Genomic DNA, 16,910 nt, shown 5'->3' on the forward strand with positions numbered 1-16,910 from the left:
GTATTATATAGTATTTTGATAATTGATTAAATGTGAGATGAGGAAGTAGCCGTGACAATGCTTAATGTGAATGATACTCTGCAAGAGGTCAAAGATGATCAAAAATTTGTTTCTATTATTATCCCTACTTTCAATGAATCCTTGAATATAAGAGAGCTTTTAAACCAAATTCAATTTAATATTCCTGCTAAAACCAATGTTGAAATCATAATTGTAGACGATAACTCTCCAGATGGCACAGGACTTATTGTGGAGAAATATATCGAAGAGAACTCAAAGGCACCTAAACAGAAATTAATCTCAAAGAACGTTTTGATTAGAGTAATTCATAGGAAGGAAAAAGCTGGGTTAATAGCTGCTATAGTCAATGGTATAGGCCTTTGCAAAGGTAAAAACGTTCTAATAATGGATGCGGATTTTTCTCATCCCCCAGAAGTAATAAACAAAATGATCAGTGAATTGAAAAAAGCACCAAATTGTATCATTATTGGTTCTCGCTATGTAGATGGTGGAGCGATTGATGGGATGTCATTTAAGAGATTTTTGTTAAGTCAAGGAGCTAACTGGATTGCGAGGCACGGTTTATCTCTTAAAAACGTTTACGACCCCATGTCAGGATTTTTTGCGTTTCCGAAACATGTATTGCAAGATGTAGAGTTTAATACAAATGGATTTAAAATTTTGCTGGAGATTTTGATTAAAAAGAATAATAATATTTGTGTTAAGGAAATTCCTTATACATTCAGAGATAGAAAACATGGTCAAAGCAAGTTGGATTTTTCAACAATTGTTGACTATCTGAAAGCAGTTTGGAAGCTTTATAGATATGGTAGAAAATCAAAGAGACAAAATACTCAATCAGAAAGCAGAAAATCGGTCAAGTTTATTTCAAAAGCTGCTAGATTCTATACTGTAGGAGCTAGCGGGTTTGTCCTCAATTATATAATATCTATACTATTTTCAAATGGAATTCTTGGTAATCTGGAATATCTACAAGCAACGGCAGTAGGAATTGCAGTATCCGTTACCACTAACTTCTTGCTAAACAAATTCTGGACTTTTGAGGACAAGAATAGAGATCTGATCAGATCTATTAAGCAGTACGGAATGTTTGTTGGATGTAGTTCACTGGGAATACTCATACAATTCTTGTCCATATATTTCCTAAGAGAATCAGGAATGTCATATGATATTTCATTATTACTAGGGGTGACAATTGCATCGGTAAGCAACTTTTTGTTCAACAAGAAATTAACCTTTAAGGAAAATATATGGGAATAAATAGTTATTAAAGTCTTGTCTGGCTTCGTTAACTTAACGAAAAATTCAATTGCTTGAAGATGCTCTACTTCAATCATGATCAACAACAAAAAAACAGAACATCTGAATCAGATATTGATCATATTTTATATTTTACTTGAATTATCGACTAGATGAGATTCCAAAACATATATCTCTTATTCAAAATAAAACAAATCATAACGTTTCAATGTGAAGCTGTAGTCAAAATCCCCATCCAACAATAAATTAAGAAAGATAGGATTTTTGAATTTATTGTCGATGAGACCTTATTGTTGAAGGTTGGGTCAGAATACATATGGCTTTGGGTAATCATAGAGCCAGAAAACAGGTAAATTCTCGCAGTAACTATATCTAAAGAAACATGCTGATAATAGAGAGATTTCTATCGAAGGTAGTCAAGATTTATGGCAAACATCCAGTATCCACTTATGGAGGTACTTGGAATCTACAGGCTTGTAGATCCTTAAATCTCGATCATCACATTCATTCTTCAGTAGAGAAGAGCCTTACAGAAATGAAAATGCAATACATTAAAGACAGAACGCAAAGTTTTGATGATTACTTTCATTGTAGAATAAAGAATTGCAAGTTAAAGCATGTACGGAATTGGCTGCGGCTCTTTGTAGATTATCATAACAATGAAATAAAACATATTAAGTGAACAGAGCCCGTATCGTCTGTATAATCGTTATTAACCATATTATTAATAAGCAAACATGAGAGGTATAGACGATTAATGAATCCCGTGTCGACAAATCCAAAGGGAGAACCAAGTATAGGAGTTGGAGCTTCTACTACAACCAAAATAATAACAATTGCAGATCTGAATAATTTGAAAAAGGATCGAACTATACTGATTGCAGGTTTTCCAGGTCCAGGACTCGTTGGATCAATCAGTACTAGTTATATTATTGATAAGCTAGAGATGTATCAAATAGCATTTGTAGAATCCCACTATATCTCACCCGGGGTCATTTTTATTGATGGTAAATTAAGACATCCATTTCGCTTGTATGCAAACAAAGAAGGCAATGTTTGTGTGCTAGTATGCGAAGCACCCATAATGATGGATGGGACTCATTTTGTACTAGATGCAGTGATGGACTGGGCCATCAAGAATTCCATAGAAGAAGTAATGGTGTTAGATGGAATCCCGGTTCAAGGTATACCAGATTCAGATAGAAAGACAGTTATTCTTGCAAGCGAAAATATGGAACAAAATCATAGTAGTGAGATTAAAATTGCAGAAACTCAATCCTCAGAAAATTCTGACAGAGAATCCAATCGACCAATCAAACAAGAAGGGAGTTCTCAAAGCAACTTTAATAGGAATGCAATAGAAGATTCGAGTAAAAAATACACTACATTCATAGGCGGTATAGCTGGAGGATTATTATCTTCTTGCCTATCTTATCAGATACCGTGTGCGGCAATTCTTATTCCCTCGTCCAGCGGAATACCTGATCCTGAAGGCGCTTCGCTTTTGATAGAAACTTTCAATAATTTTATCAACGACGATAAATTAAAAATCGAAACTACCCAGTTGAGAGAACAGGGTCAAAAATTGAAAAAACAATTAGAACAAATCATTAAAGCAGAACAAGAACAGCGAGTGGTAGGAGGCACAGGCGGGCAAGATGAAGGAAATGTTTCTAGTCATCGATTTATGTATGGCTGATTTTCTTTGTATGACTCGGTAAAGTTAAAATATAATCATTTGAATGTTCGACAGTCATTACCGTGGACATGTATTCCATACCCCTTAACTTTGTTTTCATAACAGCTATTGTAAGGTGTATATCATTTGTTGGAGTATTGAGTGAACATAGATTCTCCTCTCTAAATCTAAAATCCTTATCATGTACGATTGGAAACTGACCTGCTAGTGTCGTCAGCAATGTTTTAAATATTGCAGAAGGTGAAAAAGTGTCGGTTTAATTTCAGTCATGATCGCCTAAGCATGGTAAGACGATTTTTACTATCGTACATATAATCGCATAAATTAGGCCGGGTGTAATATTCTGTTTGTGTCAGACTCGGGTCCAATACCAGAATCCTTTGCAGTGAGTCATTTATTGTTTCTCTCGAACTCATGATCGGATTTGTAACTATAAAAGGTATACAGAAATTCAGAGAGAATTACATCACATAAATAAATGAATTACAATAAATTGTATTTATCGTTAATCAAAGAAAGCATCATATCGATTAAAATTATTTTAGTCATACCGACAATCTTGTATGAAACTAGTTCTTCCTCTAAAGAATATAAACATTAATGTCGACAACCTTTGCCATATATATAGATGGAATAATTCATAAATTATATTATATTATAATAAAATATAACTTAACCATAAAAAAAAGCAAGTCGGGCTATTTTTGGTAATAAGAAGAATTGATGATCACATCCATGACACTTGACATCTAGGATTCTTAATCTATAATGTCCTTTTTACCAATAAATGAAGTTTACCTGAATTTCGATATAGTTCCCCAATAATAGTAATAGTATTTCCTTTTTTTAATAATGCCCTAGGACCAAAGTAATCAGAGTGATCTAGTAATGCATACCATTTTTCATTGACTCTAACAAGAGCCTTTCCTGTCATAATCTTTTCTACAAAAACAGAATACTTATTTCCTGACAAAAACTTTTTTGATTCGATTGGAATTATAACATCATCCTCTGAAATTGTAATTCGCTTTGATTTTTTCAAATTGTTTATCGCATCCGCCACGATACTTTTATCTTTAACATTGATTTCATCTAATTGCGAAACTTGTAATCCCGAACGTCCAACTTGGCTTAGTAATTCCATAATTTGTCGTTGGATTCTACTGGTTATCTTCTTTCTATCTAAATTTAAAGAAACCTCGAAAAGATCCTCCAAACTATCACTTAAATTAGAATCCTCATCATTAGAAGAATTAGCTCGAGTATACCCATAAGATAATTTTTTCAAAAGATGTTTGATGTTCCGATTAGAACTAGATGTAATGGATTCTATAACTGGGTTGCTACTAACGTTTGCAATAACATGTGTGCCCTCATCTACACTTTGCTTTGTAAGTTTGGGTATTCTTGAGTGCCTCTTTCTTATATGATCCAATTCTGATTCCGAAATTCTATCACATTGTCCAAAGTCTCTCTTATCAAAAGTGGTCAACGAGAAATTGGCATTTTGAAGCAAGGCCTTCATCTTGGATAGTTTTCTCTTTGAAGAATCCAGGTATTTGATGTCAATAGAGTCCTCATAACTTAAAATGATGACTCTTCCATTAGAAAATCTCCCAGTCCTGCCTTTTCTCTGTATGAACCTAATTTCACTTGGAACAGGTTCATAGAAAATTACTAGATCGACATTTGGAATATTTAGCCCCTCTTCAGCAACAGAAGTCGCAACCAGAACTTGAAACTTTCCATTTCGAAAATCCTCCAATATAGATAATTGTTTGTCCTGATCTAGTCCCTTTTGGCCATTCTTTTTAGATTGTCCAAAGAAACCCTTACATGATATATTATGCATATTAAGAAATTCAGTAATTTCTTCCAGAGTGTTCCTATATTGCGAAAAGATTAGAATCTTCTTTTGTATTGGTTTGAAAGTCTGTTTTTCAAATGAGTTCCCGTTTATAGATTCAAGTTTAAGGTTTTTTTGAGTGAAATTAGTTTTGGAGTTATGTTTTAAATTAAACTCTTGATATTTCTCTAATAACCCAAATTCTGCAATAATCGACAACAGCTTTTCCAACTTAGGTGAACTTTTGTTGATATGGATATTGAGGATTTGGACAATCTCCTTTATTCTATTATCAGCAAAAAACTCGGCATATGTCTTTGACTCATTTAATTTTGACGAGTTAAGAAATTTTCTGAGAGCAAAATCTCCTTGAGACTCTATCAGGTCACGACAGTAATACAATATCATAGAAATGGATTGATACTTTAATCCAGCTATTAACAAAAAATTGGGGTTTTTTGGATCAAGATGCGAAATAATACTGTCTCTAAGTTCCAATAGATCTTTTTTATAAACATTTTCAATTTGCTTCTTTTTCAGAAATTTATTTTTGATCAACCATCCAATATAGTCACTGATCATGGATTTCAGCAATCTTGAAATTTCTACGTCAGAATCAGTCATCTTTAAATGGCAATATTCTATGCTTGTGTTATAGACATAGGGAAGTACATCTGCATCATCTTCTGTCTTGGCAATGATTTGTTCTATGAATAAATTAGAACACACTTCTCTCACTTTTTCCTCGGTAAATCCTGGACTAGCTGATAACCCCAGAATTAATGGGGGTCTCATATTGGTAGCAGCATCATAAAACTGTTTTGCAATATGAGTATAGCTGTAATCTTTGACTGTTCGTTGAGCTTCGTCAAAAACAAGCAAGTAAAAGTCCTCCTTTTTTATAAGATTATTACGTAAATCATTAATTACTAATTCAGGCGTTGCAAAAAAAATTCTTATTGAATGCGATCTCCAAATTGTTTCTCGAATTTCAGGAGAAACATTACCCGTAAGAGCTACACATTGTTCTGATAAAACAGTATGGCTTCTAAACATATTAAAATGTTGCATAACAAGTGGTCTAGTTGGTGCCAAAATCAAAACCTTAGAGTGCTTCCAATTAAATAAAATATCTATACAAACCAATAACGCAATGATGGTTTTACCTAAGGATGTAGGGATTACAACTAAGGAATTATTATATAGCAATTTGGTTACAATATCTTGTTGATATTGTCTGTAATTGAGCACATTATCCCGTAATAGAGGATGTGAAAAATAATTTATTTTTGTCAAAGTTATATTATAGCCATATCTAACAGGATTTCAGTGACATTAGGAATACAAAAAACATTTTAGCTTATATCATATTTCAAAAACTTCACTAGTATCACCCTTTGGTACAGTTTTTCTCTCAGGATTTACATTATCAATTGACTGTGCAAGTTGGGTAACTTTAGGATTTCCAACTAGATCCGAAATGGAATTTAATTCTTCAAGGGATTTGATTACAATACCACGCTTCTTACTAGGGGTACCATTGGAATTTAATGGGTTAATTTCAATTGCAATAGTTGGAGGTCTACCACGGTATTCAGGTAGTTTAAATAAGAAAACGCCAGCAACATTTGTTGGTTTTCGTTCCCAATCCTTACCTTCTTTCAAAAATTGTGATAATCGTTCATCTCCCGACATTTTATAAGCAATTAATACTCCATAGACTATCCTTTTAATTTTATCTATTTACATATCTAAAAAATTTTTTAACTGACGATTAATTAATTAAACATATTTTGCTATTTAATTATATTCTATGAACATAAGAATAATTAATTTACGAGAAAAAATTGTGTGAAAAGTACACATTTATGTTTATGGTTATATTCATTTAATCAACAACGATAATTAAATAAAAACGATTGTTTATATATAATATATAATCACAAAAACCACTACAAAGCTCAATTACGATAAAGGCACCATAGTTATTGATGGTGTATTTCACAGTCCATTTTCTGTTTTGGACCCCAGAACCAGCAAATACAGAGCATTGGGTATGAATTATCAAGAAATAATAAAATATTTCAATAACAACAAAATTAATTATTTGGACTATGTGCCCAATTATTTGGTTCCATTACATGGTGATAAATTCAAAGAAAAAAAGACAATTAATCTAAGAAACTATCAAAAAGAGGCTCTTGCAAAATGGAAGATCAATAATAGAAGAGGATGTATCGTTTTGCCAACTGGGACTGGCAAAACAGTTATAGCTTTAGAGGCAATAAGAGAAACCAACACTTCGACTCTGATAGTTGTCCCAACACTAAACCTTGTAGAACAATGGTACGAGGAGGTGTCTAATATACTAGAGGAGCCGGATCAATTAGGAAAGTTAGGTGGTGGGAATGAGAAAATAGGAACCATTACAATAACAACATACGATTCTGCATATTTGAAATCATCCTATCTAGGAAACAAATTTGAATTCTTGATATTTGATGAAGTACATCATCTAGGTTCAGACAAATATTCCTTGATTGGCGAACAATTTATATCGCCATTAAGAATGGGTTTGACTGCAACTATAGAGAGAGAAGATGGAAAACATATGAATATATACAAACTAGTAGGGAATGTAATATACGATCGGGATTTTCATGAACTATCTAAAGACAATCATCTAGCAAAATTTAGATTAAGAAAGATGAAGATCAACATGTTACCTGAGGAGTCACACAGATACAATAAATCAATGAATGAATATAAACAATTGTTAAGGGATTCGAAGATCTATTATCCAATAAAACTAGAAAAGCTAATTATGTTATCAGGAAAAAACCCCAATCTTAGAAAGGCATTATTATTAAGAAATGAAGCATTAGATATAGCACTTAACAGCCAAGCCAAAGTAGCAGAATTAGAGAACATTCTGAAACAAAATTTGCTTAAAAAAATTATAATATTTACAGTACATACTAAACTTGCATATATCATTTCAGATCGGTTCTTGATTCCTGTGATAACACACAGAACAAAAAATGACGAAAGAAACCAAATCTTAAACAGTTTTAAGAAAGGACAGTACAAAATCATCGTGACTACAAAGGTCCTAGATGAAGGAACGGATGTTCCTGATGCGAATATGGGCATCATATTAAGTGGAACAGGTAGTAAGAGAGAATTCATACAAAGGCTTGGAAGAATATTAAGGCCCAAATCTGAGATAGAGAACGTAGCTGATCTTATAGAGATAATATCAGCTGATACAAGTGAAATTTATACTAGCACTAGAAGAAACAAAGGAGTAAACAGTATAAATCACAAAAATAACTTACAGAAATGATCCCTTCCGACATCTTAAGGTACAAACTAGATAATAAGAACAATAGAATTCTCCCTGTATTATGTTCCTTAGACAAAAACTCAAAGGATCTAGAAATAGCCACACAAATAATACAAGCGTTTGAATACTGCTTTAGAAACAAAGAGATAAAGGAAAATTTAGATCAGTTACTAAAGAACATAGAATATGTTTATAAGGATTTTAAACTCGTTAGAGGATTGTCCACCATCTTAGAAAGAAGATGTACTTTCAGTTCACACATACATAGAAATTTAACTGAAGTTAAACATCCCACAGAAAATGGTTATAATGATTTATATGATAACAGAAATTTGTTCGAAAATTTTTCTGCCCCAGAAATCAGAAAAGCAGTATTTGCCGAATCTTCTATGCTAGGCATTGCGACTGACAAGAACAAGAGAGAAACAATTTTACAAAACGTTTCCAATAGATTAGGCATTAAGGTTAGTTCTTTATTAGAGATAATGTGGTCAGATCTGGAAGAAAACTCTATAATCAGAAGCCTTAACCCAGTTACGCCCGAACAGTTACTTTACATGTATAACATATCTTCAGTTCAAACATTACTCTTTGGATGTATTCAAATGAAGGTATGGTTACAATCAAATCTTAGTGAAGGAACAATATGGAAAGAAATCTTAAGAGATGTGAAAAGACTGGGATTAATGTATTGGCTTGATTCGCTCGATTATGGTAATGAAAATGAGTCAGATAATAACGATAAAAGGTCCCAAAGCAATCCTAAGATGATTTGTACCATAGAAGGAGCCCTAAATGTCTTAAAGTTAACTGATAGATATGGAAACGCTATTTCTAAACTGTTTCCATACATATTAAAATCACAAAAATGGAATATAAGCTGTGACATACTTAAGAATTCAATTAATGGAAAGAAATCAATTTACAAATTTGAGATTGCATATGACACTTATCCCGATTTTATACCGACTTTAGGTATTCAAAATCAGAATATTCTAAATACTCTTTATGTGAATCGTACTGCTACTGATCTATCATTCAGTTCAGAAAAGGATTTAAGCATATCACAGGCATCTTACGATAGTAAAATAGAAAAAATATTTTCAGAACAATTTGAACTTATGCGATCAGGATGGAAAATTGAGAGAGAACCAGGACCTATTATCACGACTCATAAAGCAGCTTTCATACCAGACTTTGTCTTATCCAAATATGATATCAAAATATTAGTTGAGATAGTTGGATTTTGGACCAAAGAATATCTCGAAAGAAAGTTATTAAAATTAAATGATATTATTCAGAATAAGAAATATAGTAATGAGTATTTTTTTATGATTTTGGTTATTAATTATGCAAATTTGATGTCATACGAAATGAGTGAAAATGAAAATTTTATAGGCATTAAAAACATGAACGATAGCAACAATCAGAACATATTGTTAACATCTTATAAGCAAAATAGAATATCCTTTAAAGATATTATTTCATATCTCAAAGCAATTGAGGAAAGATATCTGAAGCATCAATTTCTTAATGAATCGAATCAAGAAAATTTAATGATAAAGTTTGCAAATTCATTAAAGGATCTCTCAAATACAGAAAGGAGTTTGATATTGTTTGACGAACTCGAGAAGATTATTAAGACAGATAGGCAGGTCAACACTTTTGAAAAAATAAGACTATCAGATTTATTTAATAAGAATCCACATTTTAGCAACTTAATTAAGGAAGAAATATCTCGACAGGGATTAATTTTGATAAAAGAATGCATATTTAAGAAGAGAATTTTAGATGAAATTTTTAACGAAATAAAAGAGATTTCTACTTTAGGCAAGGCAATTGACTTGTTAAAATCAAAAGAAATACCTGAAAAGATACATATCGACCTGCTCAATTTTCTTGGATTTCAAATAGATTGGGCAGGCCTAGACTATTCAAAAGCAAAATTGGTTGTGGCAAAAGACTCCAATAATCTAAATCATTCATTTCATAAAAAAGACGACTCTTAACGTCTGACGATCGATATGATATGTATATATATATGGATAAACCCCGAACTTAAGGAAAGTAAACAGATTTAAAACAAGACAACATTAATAATTATTTAAGGCGACTGAAGTAGAATGATGCAACCGTCCAAAAATGCAAAGGAAAAAAACGAATTTCTTGATGAGACAGATAATAAATCAGGGCAACAAAATGACAGGTGGTTAAGGAACATTAAACAGAGTTGGAGATATGTTCAGTGTATTTGCGGCAGTGAATTTCATTTCGACGGCAATATAGACAAACTATTTGAATGGGAAAACATTCATCTCAGACATCTCGCCTCTGATTCAGACAATCATTCAATGATTTCTTTTTACCCTACAGACATGATAATATATTATCATTCTAAATCAGGATATGTAGTAGAACGCAGAAAACACAAAAGCCATGAGATCCAAGAAATTAACCAATCTTTAATGGCAGGAAAAGTTACAATGACAGGAGTATGAACAAGAATAAGAGAATTTTGTTTAGGAATTAGGGTCAAGAAATAAACGAAAAAGATAATATAATAATTGTAGGTGCAGGAATTCTAGGATTAGCTCTCGCAAACGTAATCTCTTCTTTATGTAAGTCGAAAATAACTATTTTGGAACAAGAAGCAAAACCAGCTTTGCATACAAGTTCTAGAAATACAGGGAAAGTACATGCGCCATTCATTTATCATCCAGAAAAGAAAAGAGTCTGGGCCAAAGCCGCGTTGTATGGTTATCAATTCTGGAAAAATTATTGTGAAGCAAATAAAATCCCATTTGAAGAAGACGGAGTATTGGAGGTAGCTACTGATGCAGATTCAGCTAAAATACTTTCATTCCATCTGGATTGGGGGATAAAAAATGGATTGAATTACGATGAGATAAAACTTTTAGATCAAAATGAGGTCAAAATGATTGAACCACATGTCAAATGCCATCAGGCCATATTATGCAAAAAGGATGCATCAGTAGATTATGGTCAAATCACAAGACTTCTCGCTAATCACTTTCTCAATAACGATCGAGAAGTGAAAATTGCCACGTTATCAAAAGTTATAAACATAAAAACAGACAGAAATTTGGACTTACCTGGAATAATAGAATATCAGAATATGGACGGGAATGCGGTTAGACAAATGAAATTTGACTTTCTGATTAATGCTTCAGGAAGTAATGCACTCAATGTAATGAACACAACAAAAATAGAACATGGCTATCAAGATCTTTTCTTTTTGGGAGAATATTGGATTGCACCTTCAAAATATAATAATTTGACTAGGCGTAGTATTTATTCAATACCTCAATTTCATCAATTTCCCTTTTTAGATCCACATTGGATTATTCGTACAAATGGACATAGAGAGATAGGGCCTAATGCCTGTCCCGTTTTTTCTCCATATGGATATGATAAACTCAATAATCTAAAGGAATTCTTCCCAAAGTTATACAAGTTAACACTAGGAGAGCATAGAATAAATAAATCCATACTAAGAAAAGAAATGTTCAATTTAGTTGCAACGGAAGCGCTAAGTAGTGTTTCGAAAAGATATATGATAAAAAGGGTGAAAAAATTTCTTCCCAGTATTGAAGCAAAAGATTTCACGATTCGTGGAACGTCTGGAATTCGCGCGAACATTATAGACAAAAATGGAGATTTTATATCGAGCCCAATATTCAAACTGCACAATAATGTATTACATATTTTAAATTACAATTCTCCTGGTGCTACAGGTGTTTTTCCAATAGCTTACGCATTAGTCTTTAAACTAGTAGACAAAGGTATATTGAGATATAATAACAATGGCATAGAACAAAGAAAATTAACGAATTTAACACCATTTGATGAAAAACTAATAGAAAACTGTAGAAAAGAAATAGAAGTAGAATTTAAGTAGTTCGAATCAGCTAAGTAAATTTTAAACTAAATGAAAGTTATGAGACACAATAAAATAGGTCATCAAGTTAACAAGAAGATCTAACAAAGGAAGGGATCATAGTCTAGCTTGGTATGATGCCAGCCTCGGGCGCTGGAGGTCGCCGGTTCGAATCCGGCTGATCCCACCTTCTACTTTTTAGAATGACTATCATCTTGTGAGGTGTATGATAAATGATCCTCGGGTTATGAGTAATCAAAAAATGGCAAGAATTCTTTCTATTCACTATACAAAATGTTCAAAATAATTTAAAAATAGATTTATATTATTTACAATTTACTTAAATAAATCAAATTTAGACAAATTTATTTGAGAAAGATTGGTAAGCTAGCAAATTTTAAATAGTGTGCACAAGATATTAAAATAAATTTTAATTTGGACGATTTAGAAGACAGTAAACGGAATAATTCTACTGACGATCTCACAGAACTCAAAGATAATTTAATCAAAAATGGTAACCCACAGCAACAGTCTCCTAATTTGGTACAGGAAGGAATTGTCGCTGGAAAGAAGATCGCAAAGATTTCGGTTATCACCCTTTTGGCAATTGGTATCGTCGAAATTATAACTGGCATATTAAGTGGCAGTGTAGTAGCTATGGCAGATGGAATTGATTCCATATCCGACGCTGCAATTTCGTTTATAGTCTTATTGGGACTAAGAATTGCTCACAGACCTGCAGATAAGAAATTCCACTTTGGATATCACAAAGTAGAAAGTTTTTCAGCATTAATAGCCGCAATAGGAATGATAATAATTGGTGTAATAATATTCTACAACTCCTATCAAGCATTAATCAATCCTCATGAAATTAGGCACCCATACATAGTTATGGCTGTACTAGCAGGAGCAAGTGCATTATCACTACACAGAGCTTTCCAGATGCGCATCATCGCAAACAAATATAATCTATTATCTTTAAAGACCGATGCAAGGAATTCCATCAAGGATGGATCTGCATCTGTAATAGGTTTCTTTAGCATATTGGTAGCGACTCAATTTGGGTTTGTACAAATGGATGGCATCGGTGGGATGATAATAGCTTGTTACATATTTTCAGTTTCTTACCTCTCTCTCAAGAAATCATCGTTGATACTAATAGATTCATGGCAGAATCCTAAACTCACAGTTATGATCAAAAACATTATTTCAGAACAATTTAGTGATGAAAAAATTCTTGTAAGAGACGTATTATTACGATCTTCTGGTATGGTTGATCAAGCAGAAATACATATTGCAGTTGATGGAAAGGAATCACTTGAAGAAGTCGAGATGCTATCTTTAAAGATACAATTAGTCATTAGTTCTCAATTCCCCTCAATCGAAAGGGTATTAGTGATTCCTCATCCATACTCTGCTTCAGAAACAAGAGTAACATCTAGAATGGATAAATTTAGAAGCATTAAATTGAGAAGACCATCTTACATGAACAGAAGTAATAAACAAAACGAAAATGCAAAATAAACAGTATACAAAATTCAGAATGTACTTTATGTTTGAAGAAGTAAATGTAATATAGTATTAAAAAGTAGAAGATCGTAGAAATAATGGAGTGAACAATATTATATCTTATGAAGATAGAATTTAGTTTATATATTTTTATGCATACTCAAATTTGATGAATAAACTCCTCAGTGTAAATAAAGCATTAGTTATGTCAGCAGTCCTTGTTGTATCATTTATCCTGTTAATGAGTCCAACTTCAATGACCATGAATGTATTTGCTCAAGGTAATACTGCAAACCAAGGCATAGGCCAATCACAATCTTCAACTCAATTGGGTGTTTGTGTATCAGGTGACGGCACTCTTTTCTCGTGTAATAATTTGAATACTCAAAGCCAATCGAACAGTGGTAACAACGCAGCAGCACAAAGCGGCGGTAATGATGATGATGATGATGATGATGATGATGATGATGACAGCAACGGTGGTAATACTGCAAACCAAGGCATAGGCCAATCACAATCCTCTAACCAAAATGCATTATGTGTTTCTGGTTTAGGAACATTTGTTTCATGCAATAATTTGAATACTCAAAACCAGCAAAACAGTGGTAACAATGCATTGGCTCAGCAAGGAGGCGGAAGCAATGGAGCAAATACAGCTAATCAAGCTATAGGCCAATCACAATCCTCTAACCAAGGAAGTGGAGTAGTTTCTGGTGGTAATACACAAGGTTCTGGAAACAACCAAAATACACAAACACAAAATAATACAGGAAATAACGCAGCAGCACAAAGCGGCGGTAGTGGAAGTGGAAAAAGTGGTAATACAGCTAATCAAGCTATAGGCCAATCACAATCCTCTAACCAAGGAAGTGGAGTAGTTTCTGGTGGTAATACACAAGGTTCTGGAAACAACCAAAATACACAAACACAAACAAACACAGGAAGTAATGCGGTAGGTCAACAAGGTGGTAGTGGAAGTGGTAGCAGCAACGGTGGTAATACAGCTAATCAAGCTATAGGCCAATCACAATCCTCTAACCAAGGAAGTGGAGTAGTTTCTGGTGGTAATACACAAGGTTCTGGAAACAACCAAAATACACAAACACAAAATAATACAGGAAATAACGCAGCAGCACAACAATAATTTTTTTTCTGAATTGTAAAGCTAAATAACAATAAAAATATCTAATTAATAGAAAAAATTCTTATATTACTGGTACAAAGGTTAGACATTTTGATTTGTATCAGAACGACAGACTGTTTGTTTAGTCCTAACTGCTAAGCTATCTAATTATTAAAAACTCTATTTCCTAGTGAATTTATAATTGGTAAAAAGATAGATTAAACTTCCCTATTGACTCCAAATACAATATTCTAGAACAATTTAGGAAAATTCAATGGGATCCATATGATATCGGGTATTGAGTTAAGCAAAGCAGAGACTGATTGCATTAAATTATGAATTTTTGCGGGACGCTTTTCCACCGGCTCTAGCGACTCTAGTTCTTGTTTGAGGATCTGCTGCCTGTAATCCCCTCTCCTCATGTTTAGCTTTTCCACCTGCTCTAGCGACTCTTGCTCTAGTTTCAGCACTTGCAGATGCCAAACCCCTATTGTTTTGATTATTCTTGTTATTTTGAGGCATAACATCAAACCATGATAAACATACTATTTAATCTCTATTACCTTTGCTTATCGAATAATTCTTAAAGTGAATATGACTTATCTTATTTATGAAAAAAGGTTGTGAGCACACTCAATCCTCTATGGATAATTTTGATAAACCAAATTCATACGTATGTGAAGTATGTAATCAAGATGGAAGTAATTGGGTCGCGCTTAGAATGTGTTTGACATGCGGACATGTTGGATGCTGCGATTCATCAGCTGGCTTACATGCGAGAAAACATTTTGAATCCACCAAGCACCCTGTAATGATAGAAGTACCAAACAAATCATGGAAATGGTGTTATGAACATAAGCAGTATGGCTAGTAAAAAAATTGTCAAAGTAATTTCAAGTAACCCATCAAATCATTGTTATACATAAATCCTACTTTCAATATATCAATTCGTAGTACAACCAAATAATATTTCTATATTTGGGTAAATCTTTCTACCATACTACCCATAGTTATAAGATCTCAATAATATGCATTTTGTCGAGTCTTTGGTATATAAATAATAACAAAGGCTAATAAATTTCCTTTACCAAAGAATATTACAGCCTAGTCTAATTCTTACACCAATTTATAACATGTATCTATAAATTAATTATTCTCGGCATCATAGATGTATCCAAAAAGATTATCAATCTATTTATCCATCCTAATTCTCTACTACAGGTGAAAAAGCCCTTAAAACTCAAAGTTTGTTAGATTTTTAGGGATAATCCCAATGAAAATGATAGAATACGCTATGTTAAGGATTAATGGTCCACAACATATTACATACACATCCGTAAAAGTAAAATATAATGGTTACAGGCAATAAGTAAACCAAATAAAACAACTTTTAAACAAGTATGAAAAATATGTTGTTTCTTATTGCCAACATTCTTGCAGTCGCGTCTCTGATGGTTGCAGGACATCTATAACTTCCTATTTGCTTAAATATCAACAATTTAACGGTCATACCTTACCAAAAATACTTGTACTAGAACATTATACATATTACTGATGGCAACTCAATGATTAGAAACACAACAGTTGCCGAATATGGATAAATCTAAAATATTACTGTAGTTTAGGAAACCACAAATAACAAGAACTATTTAACTTCAATTATTATTAGTGGCACCTCTTCTTTAATTTTTATTGTTACGGCACTTCAATACAAGATTTTGGTTTGTCGTTCTTTTCCCAGTTAACTATTCCTAAACTAGACCCAGATGTATTTTTAGTGAAATTAGCAACGAAGTTTCATCTATTTCATATTTATCATCGTACTCAATGATTGATCAGCAATATTTCTTATCAAATTGTTTTATTCTTTCATGGCATGTAGGGTACTGCATGGTGCTGGCGGTTCGTGAATAGACGAAAAGCAATTGTGTGCATCTCTAGCAGGCATAACGAAGATTAGGAAGGATTATATGAAATATCAATTATGCAGTGGACAGATCTCATTATTCAGTTTGCATTTGGAGTTGCAGGAGTTTGTATAAATATAAATAAGTTCCCTAAAATATAAACATTGTGTAGTAAGTTGCAAACTATTGTATAATCCATTAGTAACGAATTTCATTATACTAGAGATTACTTATCAAGACGCAGATATAACATAAAGAGGAATTAATAGTTGTTTGCTTGCCATCTTATTAATTTGGATTA

14 protein-coding genes and 1 tRNA gene are annotated in these 16,910 nt (G+C 32.8%); 11 read left to right on the plus strand and 4 right to left on the minus strand.

What is annotated here, in order from left to right; translation table 11 throughout:
* Positions 1-57 precede the first annotated feature (57 nt).
* From F1Z66_RS03830 to F1Z66_RS03840, 3 genes are all read left to right on the plus strand, one after another.
* A complete protein-coding gene (locus F1Z66_RS03830) occupies positions 58-1,281 on the plus strand; it encodes a glycosyltransferase (protein WP_149862308.1) in 1,224 nt (407 codons plus the stop codon).
* Positions 1,282-1,663: 382 nt separating this feature from the next.
* On the plus strand, positions 1,664-1,963 hold the full coding sequence (locus F1Z66_RS03835; protein WP_149862282.1) for a hypothetical protein: 300 nt from the start codon (positions 1,664-1,666) through the stop codon (positions 1,961-1,963).
* Between the two features lie 75 nt (positions 1,964-2,038).
* A complete protein-coding gene (locus F1Z66_RS03840; protein ID WP_149862283.1) occupies positions 2,039-2,980 on the plus strand; it encodes a proteasome assembly chaperone family protein in 942 nt (313 codons plus the stop codon).
* Here the strand turns inward: F1Z66_RS03840 and F1Z66_RS03845 are convergent.
* The 3 genes from F1Z66_RS03845 to F1Z66_RS03855 all read right to left on the minus strand — a co-directional run bounded on the left by F1Z66_RS03845 (position 2,967) and on the right by F1Z66_RS03855 (position 6,521).
* Positions 2,967-3,200: a hypothetical protein gene (locus tag F1Z66_RS03845; protein WP_149862284.1), complete on the minus strand. Its 234-nt coding sequence runs from the start codon at positions 3,198-3,200 to the stop codon at positions 2,967-2,969. The two genes, F1Z66_RS03840 and F1Z66_RS03845, sit on opposite strands and share 14 nt — an antisense overlap.
* Positions 3,201-3,743: 543 nt before the next feature.
* On the minus strand, positions 3,744-6,077 hold the full coding sequence (locus F1Z66_RS03850) for a helicase-related protein (protein ID WP_230207440.1): 2,334 nt from the start codon (positions 6,075-6,077) through the stop codon (positions 3,744-3,746).
* 114 nt (positions 6,078-6,191) lie between these two features.
* Positions 6,192-6,521, minus strand: a complete 330-nt coding sequence (locus F1Z66_RS03855) for a hypothetical protein (protein ID WP_149862286.1) — start codon at positions 6,519-6,521, stop codon at positions 6,192-6,194.
* Positions 6,522-6,765: 244 nt separating this feature from the next.
* On the opposite strand from F1Z66_RS03855, the gene F1Z66_RS03860 reads away from it, so the two are divergent.
* The 7 genes from F1Z66_RS03860 to F1Z66_RS03890 all read left to right on the plus strand — a co-directional run bounded on the left by F1Z66_RS03860 (position 6,766) and on the right by F1Z66_RS03890 (position 14,723).
* The gene (locus F1Z66_RS03860) at positions 6,766-8,172 is read left to right on the plus strand and encodes a DEAD/DEAH box helicase family protein (RefSeq protein ID WP_255437887.1); all 1,407 of its coding nucleotides are present in this window, start codon (positions 6,766-6,768) and stop codon (positions 8,170-8,172) included.
* Positions 8,169-10,181: a DUF790 family protein gene (locus F1Z66_RS03865; protein WP_149862288.1), complete on the plus strand. Its 2,013-nt coding sequence runs from the start codon at positions 8,169-8,171 to the stop codon at positions 10,179-10,181. Before F1Z66_RS03860 ends, F1Z66_RS03865 begins: the two co-directional genes overlap by 4 nt.
* Positions 10,182-10,295: 114 nt before the next feature.
* A complete protein-coding gene (locus F1Z66_RS03870) occupies positions 10,296-10,670 on the plus strand; it encodes a hypothetical protein (protein WP_149862289.1) in 375 nt (124 codons plus the stop codon).
* A gap of 65 nt (positions 10,671-10,735) precedes the next feature.
* Positions 10,736-12,091, plus strand: coding sequence for an NAD(P)/FAD-dependent oxidoreductase (locus tag F1Z66_RS03875; protein ID WP_255437888.1), 1,356 nt, complete (start codon positions 10,736-10,738; stop codon positions 12,089-12,091).
* 92 nt (positions 12,092-12,183) lie between these two features.
* Positions 12,184-12,257 (plus strand) — tRNA-Pro (locus tag F1Z66_RS03880).
* A gap of 248 nt (positions 12,258-12,505) precedes the next feature.
* Positions 12,506-13,594, plus strand: a complete 1,089-nt coding sequence (locus F1Z66_RS03885) for a cation diffusion facilitator family transporter (RefSeq protein WP_159357555.1) — start codon at positions 12,506-12,508, stop codon at positions 13,592-13,594.
* A gap of 154 nt (positions 13,595-13,748) precedes the next feature.
* Positions 13,749-14,723 (plus strand): hypothetical protein, encoded by a 975-nt coding sequence (locus F1Z66_RS03890; protein ID WP_149862292.1) that lies wholly within the window; start codon positions 13,749-13,751, stop codon positions 14,721-14,723.
* 312 nt (positions 14,724-15,035) lie between these two features.
* Here F1Z66_RS03890 and F1Z66_RS03895 read toward each other — a convergent pair whose 3' ends face one another.
* Positions 15,036-15,224, minus strand: a complete 189-nt coding sequence (locus F1Z66_RS03895; RefSeq protein ID WP_149862293.1) for a hypothetical protein — start codon at positions 15,222-15,224, stop codon at positions 15,036-15,038.
* Between the two features lie 88 nt (positions 15,225-15,312).
* Here F1Z66_RS03895 and F1Z66_RS03900 point away from each other — a divergent pair, with 88 nt between their 5' ends.
* Complete coding sequence (locus F1Z66_RS03900; protein ID WP_149862294.1) at positions 15,313-15,573, plus strand: UBP-type zinc finger domain-containing protein; 261 nt, start codon at positions 15,313-15,315, stop codon at positions 15,571-15,573.
* The last annotated feature ends 1,337 nt before the right edge of the window (positions 15,574-16,910 follow it).

Origin of the sequence: Candidatus Nitrosocosmicus agrestis, assembly GCF_008389435.1 — an archaeon.
Classification (GTDB): Archaea; Thermoproteota; Nitrososphaeria; order Nitrososphaerales; family Nitrososphaeraceae; genus Nitrosocosmicus; species Nitrosocosmicus agrestis.